General features: G+C 57.7%; 18 protein-coding genes. 17 read left to right on the top strand and 1 reads right to left on the bottom strand.

Annotation, left to right across the window (positions count from 1 at the left end):
- Nucleotides 1–24: 24 nt before the first annotated feature.
- Together ACR0KN_RS16375 and ACR0KN_RS16370 are read left to right on the top strand one after the other, a co-directional pair.
- A complete protein-coding gene (locus ACR0KN_RS16375; RefSeq protein ID WP_010438128.1) occupies nt 25–903 on the top strand; it encodes a 50S ribosomal protein L11 methyltransferase in 879 nt (292 codons plus the stop codon).
- A gap of 99 nt (nt 904–1,002) precedes the next feature.
- Entirely contained in the window at nt 1,003–1,347 is a 345-nt protein-coding gene (locus ACR0KN_RS16370) for a hypothetical protein (protein ID WP_170477760.1), read from the top strand.
- A gap of 116 nt (nt 1,348–1,463) precedes the next feature.
- Here the strand turns inward: ACR0KN_RS16370 and ACR0KN_RS16365 are convergent, their stop codons facing one another.
- Nucleotides 1,464–1,673 carry a DUF1127 domain-containing protein gene (locus tag ACR0KN_RS16365; RefSeq protein ID WP_480655027.1) on the bottom strand — a complete coding sequence of 70 codons (210 nt, stop codon included), beginning with the start codon at nt 1,671–1,673 and terminating at the stop codon, nt 1,464–1,466.
- 332 nt (nt 1,674–2,005) lie between these two features.
- Here ACR0KN_RS16365 and ruvC point away from each other — a divergent pair, with 332 nt between their 5' ends.
- The 15 genes from ruvC to ACR0KN_RS16290 all read left to right on the top strand — a co-directional run.
- Nucleotides 2,006–2,503, top strand: coding sequence for a crossover junction endodeoxyribonuclease RuvC (ruvC, locus tag ACR0KN_RS16360; protein ID WP_170781487.1), 498 nt, complete (start codon nt 2,006–2,008; stop codon nt 2,501–2,503).
- Entirely contained in the window at nt 2,500–3,177 is a 678-nt protein-coding gene (ruvA, locus tag ACR0KN_RS16355) for a Holliday junction branch migration protein RuvA (protein ID WP_260023067.1), read from the top strand. Before ruvC ends, ruvA begins: the two co-directional genes overlap by 4 nt.
- 4 nt (nt 3,178–3,181) lie before the next feature.
- Nucleotides 3,182–4,201, top strand: coding sequence for a Holliday junction branch migration DNA helicase RuvB (gene ruvB / locus ACR0KN_RS16350; protein WP_480655025.1), 1,020 nt, complete (start codon nt 3,182–3,184; stop codon nt 4,199–4,201).
- Between the two features lie 63 nt (nt 4,202–4,264).
- Nucleotides 4,265–4,888 carry a hypothetical protein gene (locus ACR0KN_RS16345; RefSeq protein WP_480655023.1) on the top strand — a complete coding sequence of 208 codons (624 nt, stop codon included), beginning with the start codon at nt 4,265–4,267 and terminating at the stop codon, nt 4,886–4,888.
- Nucleotides 4,885–5,268 carry a tol-pal system-associated acyl-CoA thioesterase gene (ybgC, locus tag ACR0KN_RS16340; protein ID WP_170545473.1) on the top strand — a complete coding sequence of 128 codons (384 nt, stop codon included), beginning with the start codon at nt 4,885–4,887 and terminating at the stop codon, nt 5,266–5,268. The genes ACR0KN_RS16345 and ybgC overlap by 4 nt, the downstream gene beginning before the upstream one ends.
- A gap of 105 nt (nt 5,269–5,373) precedes the next feature.
- On the top strand, nt 5,374–6,069 hold the full coding sequence (gene tolQ / locus ACR0KN_RS16335) for a protein TolQ (RefSeq protein WP_480655021.1): 696 nt from the start codon (nt 5,374–5,376) through the stop codon (nt 6,067–6,069).
- Between the two features lie 2 nt (nt 6,070–6,071).
- On the top strand, nt 6,072–6,542 hold the full coding sequence (tolR, locus tag ACR0KN_RS16330) for a protein TolR (protein ID WP_010438155.1): 471 nt from the start codon (nt 6,072–6,074) through the stop codon (nt 6,540–6,542).
- 15 nt (nt 6,543–6,557) lie between these two features.
- Nucleotides 6,558–7,661, top strand: coding sequence for an energy transducer TonB (locus tag ACR0KN_RS16325; RefSeq protein ID WP_480655019.1), 1,104 nt, complete (start codon nt 6,558–6,560; stop codon nt 7,659–7,661).
- A complete protein-coding gene (tolB, locus tag ACR0KN_RS16320) occupies nt 7,658–8,977 on the top strand; it encodes a Tol-Pal system beta propeller repeat protein TolB (protein ID WP_170477337.1) in 1,320 nt (439 codons plus the stop codon). The genes ACR0KN_RS16325 and tolB overlap by 4 nt, the downstream gene beginning before the upstream one ends.
- A gap of 86 nt (nt 8,978–9,063) precedes the next feature.
- Nucleotides 9,064–9,567 carry a peptidoglycan-associated lipoprotein Pal gene (gene pal / locus ACR0KN_RS16315; RefSeq protein WP_480655017.1) on the top strand — a complete coding sequence of 168 codons (504 nt, stop codon included), beginning with the start codon at nt 9,064–9,066 and terminating at the stop codon, nt 9,565–9,567.
- A 4-nt stretch (nt 9,568–9,571) separates the two neighbouring features.
- Nucleotides 9,572–10,402, top strand: coding sequence for a tol-pal system protein YbgF (gene ybgF / locus ACR0KN_RS16310; RefSeq protein WP_480655015.1), 831 nt, complete (start codon nt 9,572–9,574; stop codon nt 10,400–10,402).
- 29 nt (nt 10,403–10,431) lie between these two features.
- The gene (gene tilS, locus ACR0KN_RS16305; protein WP_480655241.1) at nt 10,432–11,652 is read left to right on the top strand and encodes a tRNA lysidine(34) synthetase TilS; all 1,221 of its coding nucleotides are present in this window, start codon (nt 10,432–10,434) and stop codon (nt 11,650–11,652) included.
- Nucleotides 11,653–11,729: 77 nt separating this feature from the next.
- Nucleotides 11,730–13,646, top strand: a complete 1,917-nt coding sequence (gene ftsH / locus ACR0KN_RS16300; protein WP_010438169.1) for an ATP-dependent zinc metalloprotease FtsH — start codon at nt 11,730–11,732, stop codon at nt 13,644–13,646.
- A gap of 95 nt (nt 13,647–13,741) precedes the next feature.
- Nucleotides 13,742–14,317 (top strand): MOSC domain-containing protein, encoded by a 576-nt coding sequence (locus ACR0KN_RS16295; protein WP_319545172.1) that lies wholly within the window; start codon nt 13,742–13,744, stop codon nt 14,315–14,317.
- Between the two features lie 165 nt (nt 14,318–14,482).
- Nucleotides 14,483–15,912: formate--tetrahydrofolate ligase (locus ACR0KN_RS16290; RefSeq protein ID WP_480655013.1), on the top strand; the 1,430-nt coding region annotated here is incomplete at its 3' end.

Here is a 15,912-nt window from a genome sequence, read left to right as displayed (position 1 = left end):
GCAGCTTGAGACAGGAGGCCCCCCATGCCCACATTCACTGCACTGACCACCCTGACCGGCAGAGTAGCAGCCGAAGGTCTGGGCGAGGCGATGGAACGTCTGAACCCGGAGCCCACCGGTGTGGGGGTGTTTGAGGTCGAGGATGGCTCGGGCCTATGGGAGATCGGCGGGTACTTTACTGAAGCACCAGACGAGACCGCGTTGGCCGTTTTGGCCGCAGCATTTGAGGCGAAGCCATTCGTCGTCTCAGAGCTTCCCGAAACTGACTGGGTTGCACATGTACGTCGCGAACTGGCCCCGGTCGAAGCAGGTCGTTTTTTTGTATATGGCAGCCACGACGCAGACAAGCTGCCCGATGGTCGTATTCCATTGTTGATTGAGGCCGCGATGGCCTTTGGCACGGGGCATCATGGAACGACCTTAGGATGTCTCAAAGCTCTGGACTTTCTTCTGGATGAAGGCTTCGCGGCCACCAAAGTTGCCGATATCGGTTGCGGTACTGCCGTGTTGGCGATGGCCGCGGCTCGGGTTTGGGATGGCGATATCATCGCCAGTGATATTGATGAGGTTGCTGTTGACGTGGCCGAGGCCAATTTGAGGGCAAACGGTATGGCAGGAGCCGTGAAATGTGTCGAAGCCGCGGGATTCGATCATCCCGACCTGAATGAACATGCGCCTTATGACCTGATATTTGCGAACATTCTCAAAGGACCCCTGGTCGCGCTTTCACCAGAGATATCGGCGAATCTGCGGGTAGGCGGACACGCAATCCTGTCGGGAATCCTCAATGAACAAGCTGATGATGTGCTCACAGTTTATATCCAAAATGGCTTCAATCAGGTGCGCGGGAGTGAGATTGGTGAGTGGACGACGCTAATCTTAAGCAAACGGGGCGAAAGCTAGGCCATTTGCGGGAGTTTTATGGATTTTCGCCACGTTTTTGTCGCATTCTTCTTTTACCGTCATTGGACGCAATCGGGGGGCGGTTTTTTGGAGGCTGCCATGACTGGAAAACAACTGGAATTTGATCAACGCGTTACGCGCTTGAACAAAAAGCATCAAAAACTAAGCCGTGGGTATCGTGCGACCATGCGGTCGGATGGACTGGTGGTGATGAAGCCGCAGCGCGTGCGCTCGGCAGTTCCGGCCAAGGTTCTACTAATGTGTGTGGTGGGCTTCTTTGGTTTCAAAGCTTTCCTTCTGTCCCATCTGGGCCCGTCTGCCTACGACACGCGCGTGGATGCCTTGCACCAAGGCACTGCAGTTGAACAAGCTGGTGCATGGATCATGCAAGCCGATCCTGTGACTGCATTCTTCGCCACCCAATTAAACAAGGTAATGTTCTAGCCTAAGTTTGAACGCCCTCCTCAATCAAAAACACCGCGTGTCTTGAGACACGCGGTGTTTCTGTTCGCCCCACAGGGAGGAAGTAGGGGCTTATTTGGAGCAGTGACAATTTGTTATCAACGGCCCTCGGCGACTTCGTCGATGTCGCCACGGCACAAGCCGATATCAGCCAGTTCACGATCGGTCAGACCGTTCAGCGCGTTGCGTGTTACACGGGCGTCATTCCATTCGACTACGGTGCTTACAACCGATGCGAAAGTCGCGCCGATACGGCCGACGAGGCCGAATGAGCCAGTGGTGGTGCGGGTGGTGTCCAGTGCAGCCATATCCTGTTTCCTTCTGGTTTGTGTTAAACTCTGATCTTGCGATCTGAGCGGCATCTAGTGATCTCAATCTTGCCGCGCAAGCGCTGAAATTGCATGTGTCCTATGCGTTTTTTGCAATGCTCAGTATCTCTGAAAGCCCTTTAAATCATTGGTTAATTTTCCTTCATATCGAGGTCGAAAATGAACCAGTCCGTGTCGCAAATGAACCCGGGAAGACCAGGGGCGACACAAATGTCGTTTTTCACCCTGCGACCATTTTGCTTGGAAAATGTTCACGCTTCGTGCTAATCGATGGAAAAAGATCACGTAAACCCGAGCAGGCCGAAGCAAACATGCGAATTCTGGGCATTGATCCGGGTCTAAGGACCCTGGGATGGGGCGTCATCGAATCAACGGGAAGCCGCCTGAGCCACGTCGCCAATGGCTTGTGTAAATCCGATGGTGATGATTTGGGAGAACGGCTTTTGTCGCTCCACAACCAGATAGTCGAGGTTATCGCTGAACACCGGCCCGATCAGGCGGCCATCGAACAGACCTTTGTCAACAAAGACGGAGCAGGAACCCTGAAGTTGGGGCAGGCGCGAGGTGTTGCGCTATTGACCCTGGCACAAGCCGGTCTGCCGGTGGGTGAATACGCCCCCAACCGGGTCAAGAAAACTGTGGTGGGTGTCGGCCACGCCGAGAAAGAACAGGTGTTGCACATGGTTAAATTGCAACTGCCGGGTTGTTCGCCCAAAGGGGCGGATGCAGCGGACGCTTTGGCGATTGCGATTTGTCACTCCTACTATGGCTCCGCTCCGCAGGCTCGGTTGAAAGAGGTGCGTGCATGATCGGCAAACTCACCGGACGACTGGACTATCGCGCTGCTGATCACGTTCTGATCGACGTACGCGGGGTCGGGTACATCGTCTATTGCTCAGATCGGACCATGGCGGCTTTGCCCGGTGTGGGTGAAGGTGTATCGATCTACACAGACATGGTTGTGCGCGAAGACCTGATGCAGCTTTACGGCTTTCTGTCCTTGGTAGAGAAGGAATGGCATCGCCTGTTGTGCTCGGTCCAGGGCGTGGGCGCGAAGGTCTCGTTGTCGATCCTCAGTGCGTTGGGACCGGATGGTGTCAGCCGTGCGATCGCCTTGGGCGATTGGGGTGCGGTCAAGGCAGCCAAGGGTGTCGGACCGAAGACGGCACAACGGATCGTGTTGGATCTGAAGGACAAAGCCCCAGGCGTGATGGCTATGGGTGGCACTGTGACCGAAGCAATGGAGGGTCCCGCTCTGGAAGTCATCGACGCGGGTGAGCCTGCGCCCGCGCCGAAACGAGCGGTAAAACCGGCCTCAGGCGCTGCTGCTGCTTCTGCGGGCGCGCTTTCGGCGCTGGGCAATCTTGGCTATGGCCCATCCGAGGCGGCTTCTGCTGTCGCTGAGGCAGCGGCCAATATGCCCGATGCGGGTGAAGCCGATCTGATCCGCGCCGCGCTGAAACTGCTGGCTCCGAAAGGGTAAGTTAATGGTAGACGCCGATCCCGCCTTGCGCCCCGAGCCGATGCCGGAAGACAATGATCGCGCCCTGCGCCCTCAGGGCCTTGATGAATTTATCGGTCAGGCCGAGGCACGCGCGAACCTACGCATCTTTATCCAGTCGGCCCGCCAGCGGGGTGAGGCGATGGACCATACACTGTTCCATGGCCCCCCGGGATTGGGGAAGACCACGCTGGCGCAGATCATGGCGCGTGAGTTGGGAGTGAATTTCCGCATGACCTCGGGGCCGGTTCTGGCCAAGGCGGGGGATCTGGCGGCGATCCTGACCAATCTGGAATCAAGGGATGTGTTGTTCATCGACGAGATTCATCGTCTGAACCCGGCAGTTGAAGAGGTGCTTTATCCAGCGATGGAGGATTTCGAGCTCGATCTGGTGATCGGTGAAGGCCCGGCGGCGCGGACGGTGCGAATTGAGTTACAGCCTTTCACGCTGGTCGGGGCGACCACACGCATGGGGCTATTGACGACCCCGCTGCGGGATCGCTTTGGTATTCCAACGCGGCTGCAGTTTTACACGGTCGATGAGCTGCATGAGATTGTCACACGGAATGCGCGGAAGCTGGGAGCTCCTGCCGACGATGAAGGCGCGCGCGAAATTGCGCGACGGTCACGCGGCACACCGCGGATCGCCGGTCGTTTGCTGCGGCGGGTCGTGGATTTTGCCATTGTCGAAGGTGATGGTCGGATTACCCGCGAGTTAGCGGATGGAGCGCTGACCCGATTGGGTGTCGACAATCTGGGTCTGGACGGGGCCGACCGCCGGTATCTGAAGCTGATTGCCGAGAACTATGCTGGTGGTCCGGTTGGAATAGAGACGCTATCGGCGGCGTTGTCGGAAAGCCGGGACTCGCTGGAAGAAGTGATCGAGCCCTATCTGTTGCAGCAAGGATTGATCCAACGCACCCCGCGCGGACGGATGCTGGCGCAGAAAGCATGGACGCATTTGGGGATGGCTGTGCCCAAAGGGCAAAGCGATCTGTTTGGTTGAAGCAGCTCGCAAGAGATTTTATGCCTCTACTGAGAGTATTTTTCAGAAGATGAAGGTTCAAGCGTGACTCCGGAAGAGATCCAAGCGCTGTTCACGCGCGAAAACGGTGAGTTTTTGTTTGCGCGCTGGGGGCGGCCCATCGCGCCAATCGTATTCGGTGTCGAGGATGAGACACTCGCGACCGTCAAAGGCGCGTTTGAAGCGGTCGTCACTCTGGCCGGTCATAAGATGACCGAGACGGACCCTGAGCTGGGTGCCAACTGCATGGTCTTCTTCTTCCGAAATTGGCAGGAGTTGTTGGAAGTTCCTGACCTGGATCGCCTGATCCCGGATTTGGCTCCATTGGTCGAGCGATTGGTTGCCGCTGATGCCAATCAGTATCGCATTTTCCGATTCGAAGAAGATGGCGCAATTCGCGCGGCTTTTGTGTTTCTGTGCATGGACAAGGAGATGTCCAAGGTCCCGGCGGAAACACTGGCGCTCAGCCAGGTGGTGCAGACCATTCTGCTATGGTCCGATACGGCATTCCGTAGCGCGTCACCTTTGGCCATCGCAGGTGACGCAACGATCTTACGGCCTGATATTGCCGCCTTGATCCGCGCCGCCTACGATCCGGTTTTACCCGGGGCAGCGCAGGATTCCTCTCATGCGTTGCGTCTGTTTGCCCGATTGGAACAACCGCAATGAAACATGTTTACCCGGTTCGCGTGTATTACGAAGACACCGACATGGGCGGGGTAGTCTATCACGCGAATTACCTGAAGTTCATCGAACGCGCCCGGTCCGACTGGGTGCGCAAGCTGGGCAACGATCAGAACGCGATGCGGGATGCGGGTATTGTCTGGGTCGTGCGGCGGATCGAGGCGGATTATCTGGCTGCCGCGCGCTTCGAAGATGAATTGGTGGTGGAAACCGAGATGGTTTCACTATCGGGTGCGCGGCTGTCGATGTCGCAATTGGTTAGACGTGGTGAAACCGAGATCTTTCGTGCCGCGGTCACCGCGGTTTGCATGAATGCGCAGGGTAAGCCCGTGCGCCTTCCGGCAGAGATTCGCGCATTGATGTAACATTTTCACCCTCTGGGGTGGTTCTGTTGGCTTTTCCCCTCCATCTGCGTTAGCGTTTGGCAAAACAAGGCCAAATGGCCATCAGGCAAAACAAAGAGCAGGTTCATGGAAGCTGAAACGCTGGCGCTGGCGCAGGAGATCGATTTCTCCATGTGGGGGCTGTTTGCCCGTGCGACATTTATCGTCAAAATCGTGATGCTGATCCTTTTGATCGCGTCCTTTTGGTCTTGGGCGATCATCATTCAAAAGCTGATCAATTACCGGGCGGCGCGTCGTGAGGCTCAGGTGTTTGACGAAAGCTTTTGGTCAGGGAATCCTCTGGACGAGTTGTTCGAGAAGATCGGAACACAGCCGGATGGCAGTTCTGAGAAGATTTTTGCAGCCGGGATGATCGAGTGGCGCCGCTCGCATCGTAACGATGGTGGTTTGATCGCCGGGGCGACCGCGCGGATTGACCGCTCGATGGATGTGGCGATCGCTAAAGAAGCCGAAGGGCTGCAAAAAGGACTGTCCATTCTAGCCACGGTAGGTTCGACTGCACCATTTATCGGCCTGTTCGGAACGGTTTGGGGCATCATGAACGCTTTCATCGAGATTGCTGAACAGCAAAACACCAATCTTGCGGTTGTGGCCCCCGGTATTGCCGAGGCGTTGCTGGCCACAGGCCTTGGTTTGCTTGCTGCCATTCCGGCAGTGATTTTCTACAATAAGCTCAGCGCCGACAGTGATCGGATCGTAGGCGGTTACGAAGCATTCGCCGATGAATTTGCAACGATCCTGTCCAGGCAGTTGGATAGCTGACGATGGGTGCGGCGGTTCAGCAATCCTCGGGTGATAACGGACGCCGGCGCGGGCGGCGTCGCGGCCGTGCCCAGCCGATGGCCGAGATCAATGTGACGCCATTTGTGGATGTCATGCTGGTGTTGCTGATTATCTTCATGGTGGCTGCCCCTTTGCTCACCGTTGGTGTGCCCGTTGATCTGCCAAAGACGGCCGCAAGCGCCTTACCCGGTGACAACGAAGAACCATTGACTGTCACTCTGACGGCAGACGGCCGAGTACAGATCCAGACAACAGATGTGCTGCGCGAAGAGCTGATCGGCAAGTTGCGCGCCATTGCGGCTGAGCGCAGCAGTGATCGAGTGTTCCTGCGTGCTGACGGTGCTATCCCATATGCGCAGGTAATGCAGGTCATGGGTGCGCTGAATGCAGGCGGGTTCTCCAACGTGGGTCTTGTAACCGATACCGGCGGGCCAACGCTGGACGAAGGGTGAGAGTGAGGTCGCGCGGTGGAGACCGGCACCAAGATTTCGGCAATTGCGCATGTCAGCCTGATCAGCTGGGCGCTGTTCGGAGGGACCTTCCGGTCCGAGCCGTTGCCGATGGCAGTGCAGGATGTCACCGTGATATCGTCTGAGCAGTTTGCGGCAATGACCGCCCAGCGGGAGGCACCAGAGGTGCCGACTGACCCGGCTGAATTACAACAACCCACAGAGCCGGACGAGATTGATACGCCGGACCCAGCACCGGAAGAACAGCCAGAGCCGGAACCGGTTGCCCAGCCAGAGCCGGAACCCGAGCCTGAGGTGGAGCCCGAGGAGGTAGAAATACAGCCCGAACCTGAGCTGATCGAACAGCCCCCGACGCTTGAACAGCCCGAGCCCGAGGTGGCGGCGCTTCCGGTTCCTCCGGGTCCCGAGGCGGAACCGAGCCCCGCAGATAAGATCGCACCTGAACAGATTGCACCACCCCCGCCGGAGGCGAAACCGGATGACATTGAGACCCCTCCCGTCTCTTTGGATGAGGGTGCTGAGGTTCAGCAAGAGCAGCAGGACCAGACTGCTCCTGAAGAAGCCGCGCCCGAGATCGTTACCGAGGCGGAAGAGGTCGAGGATCCGGCTCCCCGCACCTCGCCCCGCCCGCGCGTGCGTCCGAACCGACCAGCGCCAACACCCGAGCCTGAGGTTGCCGAAGCACCTGAACCCGCTCCGACAGAACCCGCGCAAAATGATCAGGCAATCAACGACGCGCTTGCTGAGGCGCTGGGGAATGGTACCGAACCTTTGGGTCCTCCACTGACCAGCGGCGAGAAAGATGCGATGAGGGTTGCCGTGTCGCGGTGTTGGAATGTCGGATCTCTGTCGACGGATGCGCTGGAAACTATCGTCGTCGTTGGGTTCTCGCTTACCCGGGACGGTAAAGTGGTCGGTGGCAGCCTGCAGTTGCTGGACAGTACAGGCGGCTCGGCCGCTTCGGCAAAACAAGCCTACGAGGCAGCGCGGCGCGCGATTTTACGCTGTGGCGCCAAAGGATACGACCTGCCTGCTGACAAATACGATCAATGGCAGGATATTGAGATTACCTTCAATCCCGAGAGGATGCGGATCAAATGATGAAACTTCTGACCAGCCTCTTCGTTGGCCTGACCCTTCTTTCGACCTCGGCCTATGCCCAGAGTGGCCCGCTGCGCTTGGAAATCGATGAAGGGATCATCGAGCCGATGCCGTTTGCGGTGCCGAGTTTTGTGCCGGATGGGCCTTCCGCGGCACAATACGCTCAGGATATATCGCGCGTGATCGTGTCGGACCTGACGGGAACGGGCCTGTTTCGCGAAATTTCATCAGATGCGTTCATCAGCCGGGTCAGCAGTTTTGATGCTCCGGTGCAGTTTGCCGACTGGAAAGCAATCAACGCGCAGGCATTGGTGACAGGCGCGGTCAATGTTTCGGGCAAACGGCTGACGGTTCGGTTCCGGGTGTGGGACGTATTCTCGGGTCAGGAACTGGGCAATGGGTTGCAGTTTGCCGGCACCACCGACGGCTGGCGTCGGATGGCGCATAAGGTGGCCGATCAGGTATATACCCGGATCACCGGTGAGGGTGCTTATTTTGATAGCCGGGTTGCGTTCGTATCGGAAAGTGGCCCGAAGGATCAGCGGCGCAAGCGGTTGGCGATCATGGATTATGACGGCGCGAATGTGCAGTACCTGACTGACAGCGCCGCCATCGTGCTGGCGCCGCGCTTTTCGCCGACTGGTGACCGGCTGCTGTACACCAGCTATGAAACCGGTCAGCCACGCATCTACGTGCTGGATGTCGGTCGCGTGAAACGGCAGGAATTGCCAACGCAGGAAGGCACCATGAGCTTTTCGCCGCGCTTTTCGCCCGATGGTCGCTCGATTGTTTATTCGCTGACGCAGGGCGGAAACACGGATCTGTGGAAGATGGATCTGGCCTCGGGTCAAAGTGTGCGGCTGACAAACACACCTGCGATTGAGACCGCACCCAGCTATTCGCCGGATGGTGGCCAGATCGTGTTCGAGAGCGACCGCTCGGGCACTCCGCAGCTTTATATCATGCCCGCCAACGGCGGCGAGGCGACGCGGATCAGTTTCGGACAGGGACGCTATGGCACGCCGGTCTGGTCTCCGCGTGGTGACCTGATTGCCTTTACCAAGCAGAATAAGGGCCGCTTTCACATCGGCGTTATGCGCACCGACGGCAGTGAAGAGCGTCTTTTGACCGCTTCTTTCCTAGACGAAGGTCCCACCTGGTCACCGAACGGGCGGGTCATCATGTTCACCCGCGAAACACAAGGCGCGAGCGGTCGATCGACGCTTTACTCCGTGGATATTTCGGGAAGGAACCTGCGCCCTGTGCGAACGCCGGATGGGGGTAGCGACCCGTCTTGGGGACCACTGCAGAATTGATCGGAACAGGCAGCAGGTAACGTTCACAACAAACCCGCAATGTGATAGAAGCGCGGCAATAAACAACGAAACACGAGGCACTTGAGATGAAACTGTTGAGCAAAGCCGCGGCTATCGGGGTGCTGACCCTGATTGCTGCCTGTACGAATAACGATCCGTCGGCACTGGGCGGAGGCGCCGGTGGCAGCGGTGCTCTGGTTCCGGGGTCTCCCAGTGATCCGCGCTCGCCAGCTTATTTCCAGCAGACAGTTGGCGACCGGGTTCTGTTTGCCGTCGACCAGTCCACGCTCAGTCCGCAGGCGCAGACGGTTCTTCAGGGGCAGGCCGACTGGCTGCTGGCCAACCCGGATTTTGTCGCCAACATCGAAGGCCACGCGGACGAGCAGGGCACGCGCGAATACAACCTTGCGCTTGGCGCCCGTCGCGCAAACGCAGCTCGGGAGTATTTGATCTCGCGCGGAGTTGCGGGCAACCGATTGACCACCGTCAGCTTTGGCAAGGAACGCCCTATCGAAATTTGCAGCACCGAGGATTGCTATTCCAAAAACCGCCGCGCGGTGACGGTGCTGACCGGCTCAACCTTGGGGTAAGATGATGCGATTTGCGGGATTGGTTCTTGCGGCGGTTGTGGCCGTCGCTGGTGTGGCACAGGCACAGGATCAGCAGACTTTGGCGGATATCCGTCAGGAACTGACCGTGCTGCATGTGGAAATCCAGCGTCTCAAGCGCGAGTTTTCGACCACAGGCTCGCCCGCGCCGAACCTGTCCGGCAGTTCCGTTCTGGAACGTGTCGACGCGATCGAGGCCGAGTTGCAGCGTCTGACGCGCCAAACCGAGCAGTTGAACCAGCGGGTGCAGAATATCGTCACCGACGGTACGAACCGGATTGGTGATCTGGAGTTCCGTCTGGTTGAGCTTGAAGGCGGAGACCTGAGCATATTGGGCGAAACCTCCACACTGGGCGGTGAGACACAAACGGAAGTTGCGGTAGCTCCTTCACCAACGCCGACGCAACCCTCGGACACGGATCAAGGTGAACTTGCTGTGGGTGAGCAGGCGGATTTTGACGCTGCTTCACAGGCATTGGCGGATGGGAATTTCCAAACCGCAGCCGATCTGTTTGCGCAGTTCGACCTGTCTTATCCCGGTAGTCCGCTGGCGAGTCAGGCTAATTTGCGGCGCGGGCAGGCGCTTAAAGGGGTGGGTGATACCAGGGAAGCTGCACGCGCGTTCTTGGCAAGTTTCACAGGCGATTCCGAAGGCCCCCTGGCCCCCGAGGCTTTGTTCGAGTTGGGCGCAGCGCTTGGACAATTGGGTCAAACAGATCAGGCCTGCATTACACTCGGCGAAGTTGGTGTGCGGTTCCCGACCTCGGCACCAGCGGCTTCGGCCGTGCAGGAAATGGCAACGCTGGGCTGTTCTTGAACATTGACGCCGATACGCTTCGGGCTGAAGTGCGGGTGCGCTTGCCGGATCCGCTACCATGTCGGCTGGGTGTGGCGGTTTCAGGGGGCAGTGATTCGACTGCCCTCATGCGTTTGTTGGCGGACATAGCACAGCAAGAGCAATTGGAACTACATGCGGCAACGGTCGATCATGGACTGCGACCTGAATCAGCCTCGGAAGCTCTGGCTGCCGCGGCACTGGCGCAGCGCTGGGGTATCCCTCATGAAATACTGAAATGGCAAGGTTGGGACAGAGTCGGTAATCTGCAAGATCAGGCGCGGCGTGCGCGATATCGACTGCTTGTCGCCTGGGCCAAGGCCAAGGGGTTGCAGGCAATCGCACTGGGTCATACCGCAGACGATCAGGCCGAAACCGTTCTGATGCGGTTGGCGCGCGCAGCGGGCGTTTCAGGCCTTTCAGCAATGTCCGGGTCGCGCAAAGAAGAGGGGATTGCCCTATTGCGCCCATTGCTAACCACGACACGTGAGCGCTTACGAGACTATCTGACTGCGCAAGACATTTCTTGGATTGATGACCCCTCGAATCAGGACCAGCGCTTTGATCGGATCAAGGCGCGTCAGGTCCTATCCGGGTTGGATCGGATCGGCATCACCGCAGCGAACTTATCAAAGGTTGCTGAAAATATGGCACAAGCGCGTGAGGCTCTGGCACGCTACACGCAGGAATCCGCTGTCAGATGCATCCAGGTGTCGGATGGCGATTTGTGTCTCGACCGCGGTGATTTCGAAACTTTACCCGAGGAAATTCGCCGGCGTTTGGTGATTGCGTCTGTCTTGTGGATTGCTGGCGCTGGCTATCCTCCGCGTCACAACGCGGTGGACCAAGTGATGGATACGATCTCTTCTGGCCAGACGACGACGCTCGGGGGCTGTATCCTGGTTCCAGAAGGCAAAAAAACTTGGATTTGCAGAGAGCTAAACGCCATCAGGGATCAATGCGCACGACCGCTTGAACCATGGGACCGCCGCTGGATCGTATCTGGTCCAAATCGTGCAGATGCTGAAATTCGGGCGCTGGGTGAAGATGGAATTCGGCAGCTCGAAAATTGGCGCTCCACAGGCAAACCCCGTACTGTAGTGTTGTCGACACCCGCCGTTTGGGCTGGCGATACGGTTTTGGCGGCACCTTTGGCCAGTTTCGCGAATGAATGGCGCGTCGAATTGCTGCCAGAAAGGTCTGACTTTGCGGCTTTGATTTTATCGCATTGAACCTGCCACAATCCTCTCTATTTTAAGGGGTAACTCCGGCAGGTCGCTACCTGCCGAAACCTTTCGGGAGATTTTCCTTGGGCAACGCTCGCAACATCGCCTTCTGGGTCGTTCTGTTTCTACTGATCCTTGCACTGTTCAACCTGTTCAGCGGACCCAGCGGGTCGCTTCAGGGCAATGAAAAAACCTATTCTGATTTTGTGTCCGCCGTTGAAAGTGGTGAGGTCAACAAAGTCACGCTGGACGGTGAACAGATTCGCTACTCGACTCAGAACGGCGCCAGTTACACTACGATCAAACCCGCCGACGCCGAGGTTACCAAGCTGCTAATCGACAAAAACATCCCTGTTGAGGCTGTGAAACAGCAGCAGTCAGGGTTCCAGTCGTTCCTGATCACATTGCTGCCCTTCCTGCTGCTGATCGGTGTTTGGGTCTATTTCATGAACCGGATGCAGGGCGGCGGCAAAGGCGGCGCGATGGGCTTTGGCAAATCCAAGGCTAAGATGCTGACCGAAAAGCATGGGCGCGTAACCTTTGACGACGTCGCCGGCATTGATGAGGCCAAGGAAGAACTGGAAGAAATCGTTGAATTCCTGCGCAACCCGCAGAAGTTCAGCCGCTTGGGTGGCAAGATTCCAAAAGGTGCGCTGCTGGTTGGTCCTCCGGGGACCGGTAAAACGCTGCTGGCCCGCGCGATTGCGGGTGAGGCGGGCGTGCCGTTCTTCACCATCTCGGGTTCAGACTTTGTCGAGATGTTTGTGGGTGTAGGTGCATCCCGTGTGCGCGACATGTTCGAACAGGCCAAGAAGAACGCGCCATGTATCGTGTTTATTGACGAGATCGATGCCGTAGGTCGCCATCGTGGCGCGGGTTATGGCGGTGGTAACGATGAACGCGAACAGACCCTCAACCAGCTTCTGGTCGAGATGGACGGGTTCGAGGCCAATGAAGGCGTGATCATTCTGGCGGCCACCAACCGTAAGGATGTGCTGGACCCGGCTCTGCTGCGTCCGGGCCGGTTCGACCGCAATGTGACTGTCGGCAACCCTGACATCAAAGGCCGTGAGAAAATACTGGGCGTGCACGCGCGCAAGACGCCTTTGGGTCCAGATGTTGATCTGCGTATCATCGCGCGCGGTACACCCGGCTTCTCGGGTGCTGATCTGGCGAACCTCGTGAACGAGGCCGCGCTGATGGCCGCTCGTGTGGGTCGCCGCTTTGTCACAATGGAAGATTTTGAGAACGCCAAGGACAAGGTGATGATGGGCGCCGAGCGCCGCTCGATGGTGCTGACCCAGGATCAAAAAGAGAAGACGGCTTATCACGAGGCCGGTCACGCCGTCGTTGGTCTGGAATTGCCGATGTGCGATCCCGTATACAAGGCGACCATTATTCCACGCGGTGGAGCGTTGGGTATGGTTGTGTCCTTACCCGAGATGGATCGGTTGAACTATCACCGGGATGAGTGCGAGCAGAAACTGGCCATGACCATGGCAGGTAAGGCGGCCGAGGTGATCAAATACGGCGAAGATCACGTCTCGAATGGCCCTGCAGGCGACATTATGCAGGCCAGCCAATTGGCGCGGGCTATGGTGATGCGCTGGGGTATGTCGGACAAGGTCGGTAACATTGACTATGCCGAAGCCCACGAAGGCTATTCGGGCAATACTGCCGGATTCTCAGTATCGGCTCATACGAAAGAGCTGATTGAGGAAGAGGTGAAGCGCTTGATCCAGCAAGGTTATGAGCGCGCGCACCAGATTCTGACCGAAAAGAACGAGGAATGGGAACGCCTGGCTCAGGGTTTGCTCGAATACGAGACGCTGACCGGAGATGAGATCAAGCGGGTTATGAATGGAGAATCGCCAAGTGAGAGCGATGACGAAGGCGATAAGCCAGATGAGGGCAACGCGCCAAGCGTCACCGCGATTCCCAAAACCAAGGCTAAGAAGTCTCCACCCGAAGGTGGCATGGAACCTGAACCCTCAGCTTAACCAGACAGACCCGGGCGTTGCTCGGGTCTTTTTTCTTTCCATCACATCACCCGCATGTTCTCTATGACCCACAAGGCGAGAGGGTGATGTAGGAAATGCCGGTATTGCGGAAAATGGAATACGCTGCCGAGGTTGTCTGGTTGGGTCACGTAGTGGTTGGTGGCGCTATTAGTGCACAGGCGGTCGAAGCGCTTGATCTCGAATTCGAAGGCGACCGGGGTGCACGCCATGAGGGGCATACCCGGGCGTCGTGTTCGCGGGTCAGGGACCTGTACCCGAACGGCACTGAGATTAGGAATGTGCGTCAGCTTTCTGTTCTGTGCGCTGATGAACTGGATGTGATCGCTCGTGATATGCGGCTGGATGGGCTTGATCCCTCTTTGCTGGGTGCAAGTATGGTTCTCAAAGGGATCCCAGATTTTACCCACATACCACCAAGCTCTCGGCTGCAGGCCGAGGGGGGCTTAACCATCACCGTTGATATGGAAAACCGCCCCTGTGTCATGCCAGGGCGTGAAATAGAGGCCGTTTCTCCCGGTTATGGTGCATTATTCAAATCTGCGGCACAGGGCCGCAGAGGCGTGACGGCCTGGGTCGAACGGCCAGGCAAAGTGCGAATAGGCGATTGCATGTCATTGTTTGTACCGGATCAACGTCCTTGGTCACCTTGAAAACATAAGACCTCTATAGGTAATGCCCGAAATGGATCGAAGCCGTTTCACGGCTTGATTATGTCGGAATCTGTGTTCACTAAGGCGCTGCACCATCGTAAGGACTGCATAGCGCCGACTCCCGCGCGTCGGCCGTGCACGGAATTCAATCAGGGACCCGACCCAATGAGCTATAAATCCGATATTGAGATTGCCCGTGAGGCAAACAAGAAGCCGATTCAGGAGATCGGTGCCAAGCTGGGCATTTCCAGTGATGATCTGCTGCCCTACGGCCACGACAAGGCGAAAGTCAGTCAGGAATTCATCAATTCGGTTCAGGACCGCGAAGATGGCAAGCTGATCCTGGTCACGGCGATCAACCCGACCCCTGCGGGTGAAGGCAAGACGACCACCACCGTTGGTCTGGGCGACGGACTGAACCGCATCGGCAAGAACGCGATGATCTGTATCCGCGAAGCCTCGCTTGGCCCGAACTTCGGCATGAAGGGCGGCGCTGCGGGTGGCGGTTACGCGCAGGTTGTTCCGATGGAAGAGATGAACCTGCACTTCACGGGTGACTTCCACGCGATTACTTCGGCCCACTCGCTGCTGTCGGCAATGATCGACAACCACATCTATTGGGGCAACGAGTGCGAGATCGACACCCGCCGCGTCGCATGGCGCCGTGTGGTCGACATGAATGACCGTGCGCTGCGCCAGATCACGGCGTCTCTGGGCGGCGTGTCGAACGGCTTCCCGCGTGAAGCAGGCTTTGACATCACCGTGGCCTCCGAGGTCATGGCAATCCTCTGTCTGGCCAACGACCTGAAAGATCTGGAAAAGCGTTTGGGTGATATCATCGTGGCCTACCGCCGCGACAAGACCCCGGTCTATTGCCGCGACATCAAGGCCGAAGGCGCGATGACCGTGCTGTTGAAGGATGCGATGCAGCCGAACCTGGTTCAGACGCTGGAAAACAACCCGGCCTTTGTCCACGGCGGCCCCTTCGCGAACATCGCACATGGCTGTAACTCGGTCATCGCGACCAAGACGGCGCTGAAAGTCGCTGACTACGTCGTGACCGAAGCGGGCTTTGGGGCCGATCTGGGGGCCGAGAAGTTCATGAACATCAAGTGCCGCAAGGCGGGCATCGCTCCGTCGGCCGTGGTACTGGTCGCCACCGTGCGCGCGATGAAGATGAATGGCGGCGTGGCAAAGGCTGATCTGGGCGCGGAAAACGTTGATGCGGTCAAATCGGGCTGTGCCAACCTGGGTCGTCACATCGAGAACGTCAAATCCTTCGGCGTTCCGGTTGTTGTCGCCATCAACCATTTTGTCACCGACACGGATGCCGAAGTGCAGGCGGTCAGTGACTATTGCGGTGAGCATGGGGTCGAGGCGGTTCTGTCGCGTCACTGGGAGCTGGGCTCGGAAGGATCTGCCCCGCTGGCCGAAAAGGTTGTCGAGATCGTCGAAGGCGGCAGCGCCAACTTCTCGCCGATTTACCCCGACGACATGCCACTGTTTGAGAAGATCGAAACCATCGCCAAGCGTATCTATCGCGCGGATGAGGTTCTGGCCGACAACAAGATCCGTAACCAGCTGCGCGAGTGGGA

Source organism: Ruegeria sp. AP7, assembly GCF_056539905.1.
The sequence above is the reverse complement of the archived record's forward strand: the minus strand, read 5'-3'. Positions and strand labels throughout refer to the sequence as shown.

Excerpts from the sequence above, each read along its gene's own strand:
- ruvC (WP_170781487.1), top strand. The coding sequence starts at position 2,006 with ATGCGAATTCTGGGCATTGATCCGGGTCTAAGGACCCTGGGATGGGGC.
- ACR0KN_RS16365 (WP_480655027.1), bottom strand. The coding sequence starts at position 1,673 with ATGGCTGCACTGGACACCACCCGCACCACCACTGGCTCATTCGGCCTC.
- ruvB (WP_480655025.1), top strand. The coding sequence starts at position 3,182 with ATGGTAGACGCCGATCCCGCCTTGCGCCCCGAGCCGATGCCGGAAGAC.
- tolQ (WP_480655021.1), top strand. The coding sequence starts at position 5,374 with ATGGAAGCTGAAACGCTGGCGCTGGCGCAGGAGATCGATTTCTCCATG.
- ruvA (WP_260023067.1), top strand. The coding sequence starts at position 2,500 with ATGATCGGCAAACTCACCGGACGACTGGACTATCGCGCTGCTGATCAC.
- tolR (WP_010438155.1), top strand. The coding sequence starts at position 6,072 with ATGGGTGCGGCGGTTCAGCAATCCTCGGGTGATAACGGACGCCGGCGC.
- ACR0KN_RS16295 (WP_319545172.1), top strand. The coding sequence starts at position 13,742 with ATGCCGGTATTGCGGAAAATGGAATACGCTGCCGAGGTTGTCTGGTTG.
- ybgF (WP_480655015.1), top strand. The coding sequence starts at position 9,572 with ATGCGATTTGCGGGATTGGTTCTTGCGGCGGTTGTGGCCGTCGCTGGT.
- pal (WP_480655017.1), top strand. The coding sequence starts at position 9,064 with ATGAAACTGTTGAGCAAAGCCGCGGCTATCGGGGTGCTGACCCTGATT.
- ybgC (WP_170545473.1), top strand. The coding sequence starts at position 4,885 with ATGAAACATGTTTACCCGGTTCGCGTGTATTACGAAGACACCGACATG.
- ACR0KN_RS16370 (WP_170477760.1), top strand. The coding sequence starts at position 1,003 with ATGACTGGAAAACAACTGGAATTTGATCAACGCGTTACGCGCTTGAAC.
- ACR0KN_RS16375 (WP_010438128.1), top strand. The coding sequence starts at position 25 with ATGCCCACATTCACTGCACTGACCACCCTGACCGGCAGAGTAGCAGCC.
- tolB (WP_170477337.1), top strand. The coding sequence starts at position 7,658 with ATGATGAAACTTCTGACCAGCCTCTTCGTTGGCCTGACCCTTCTTTCG.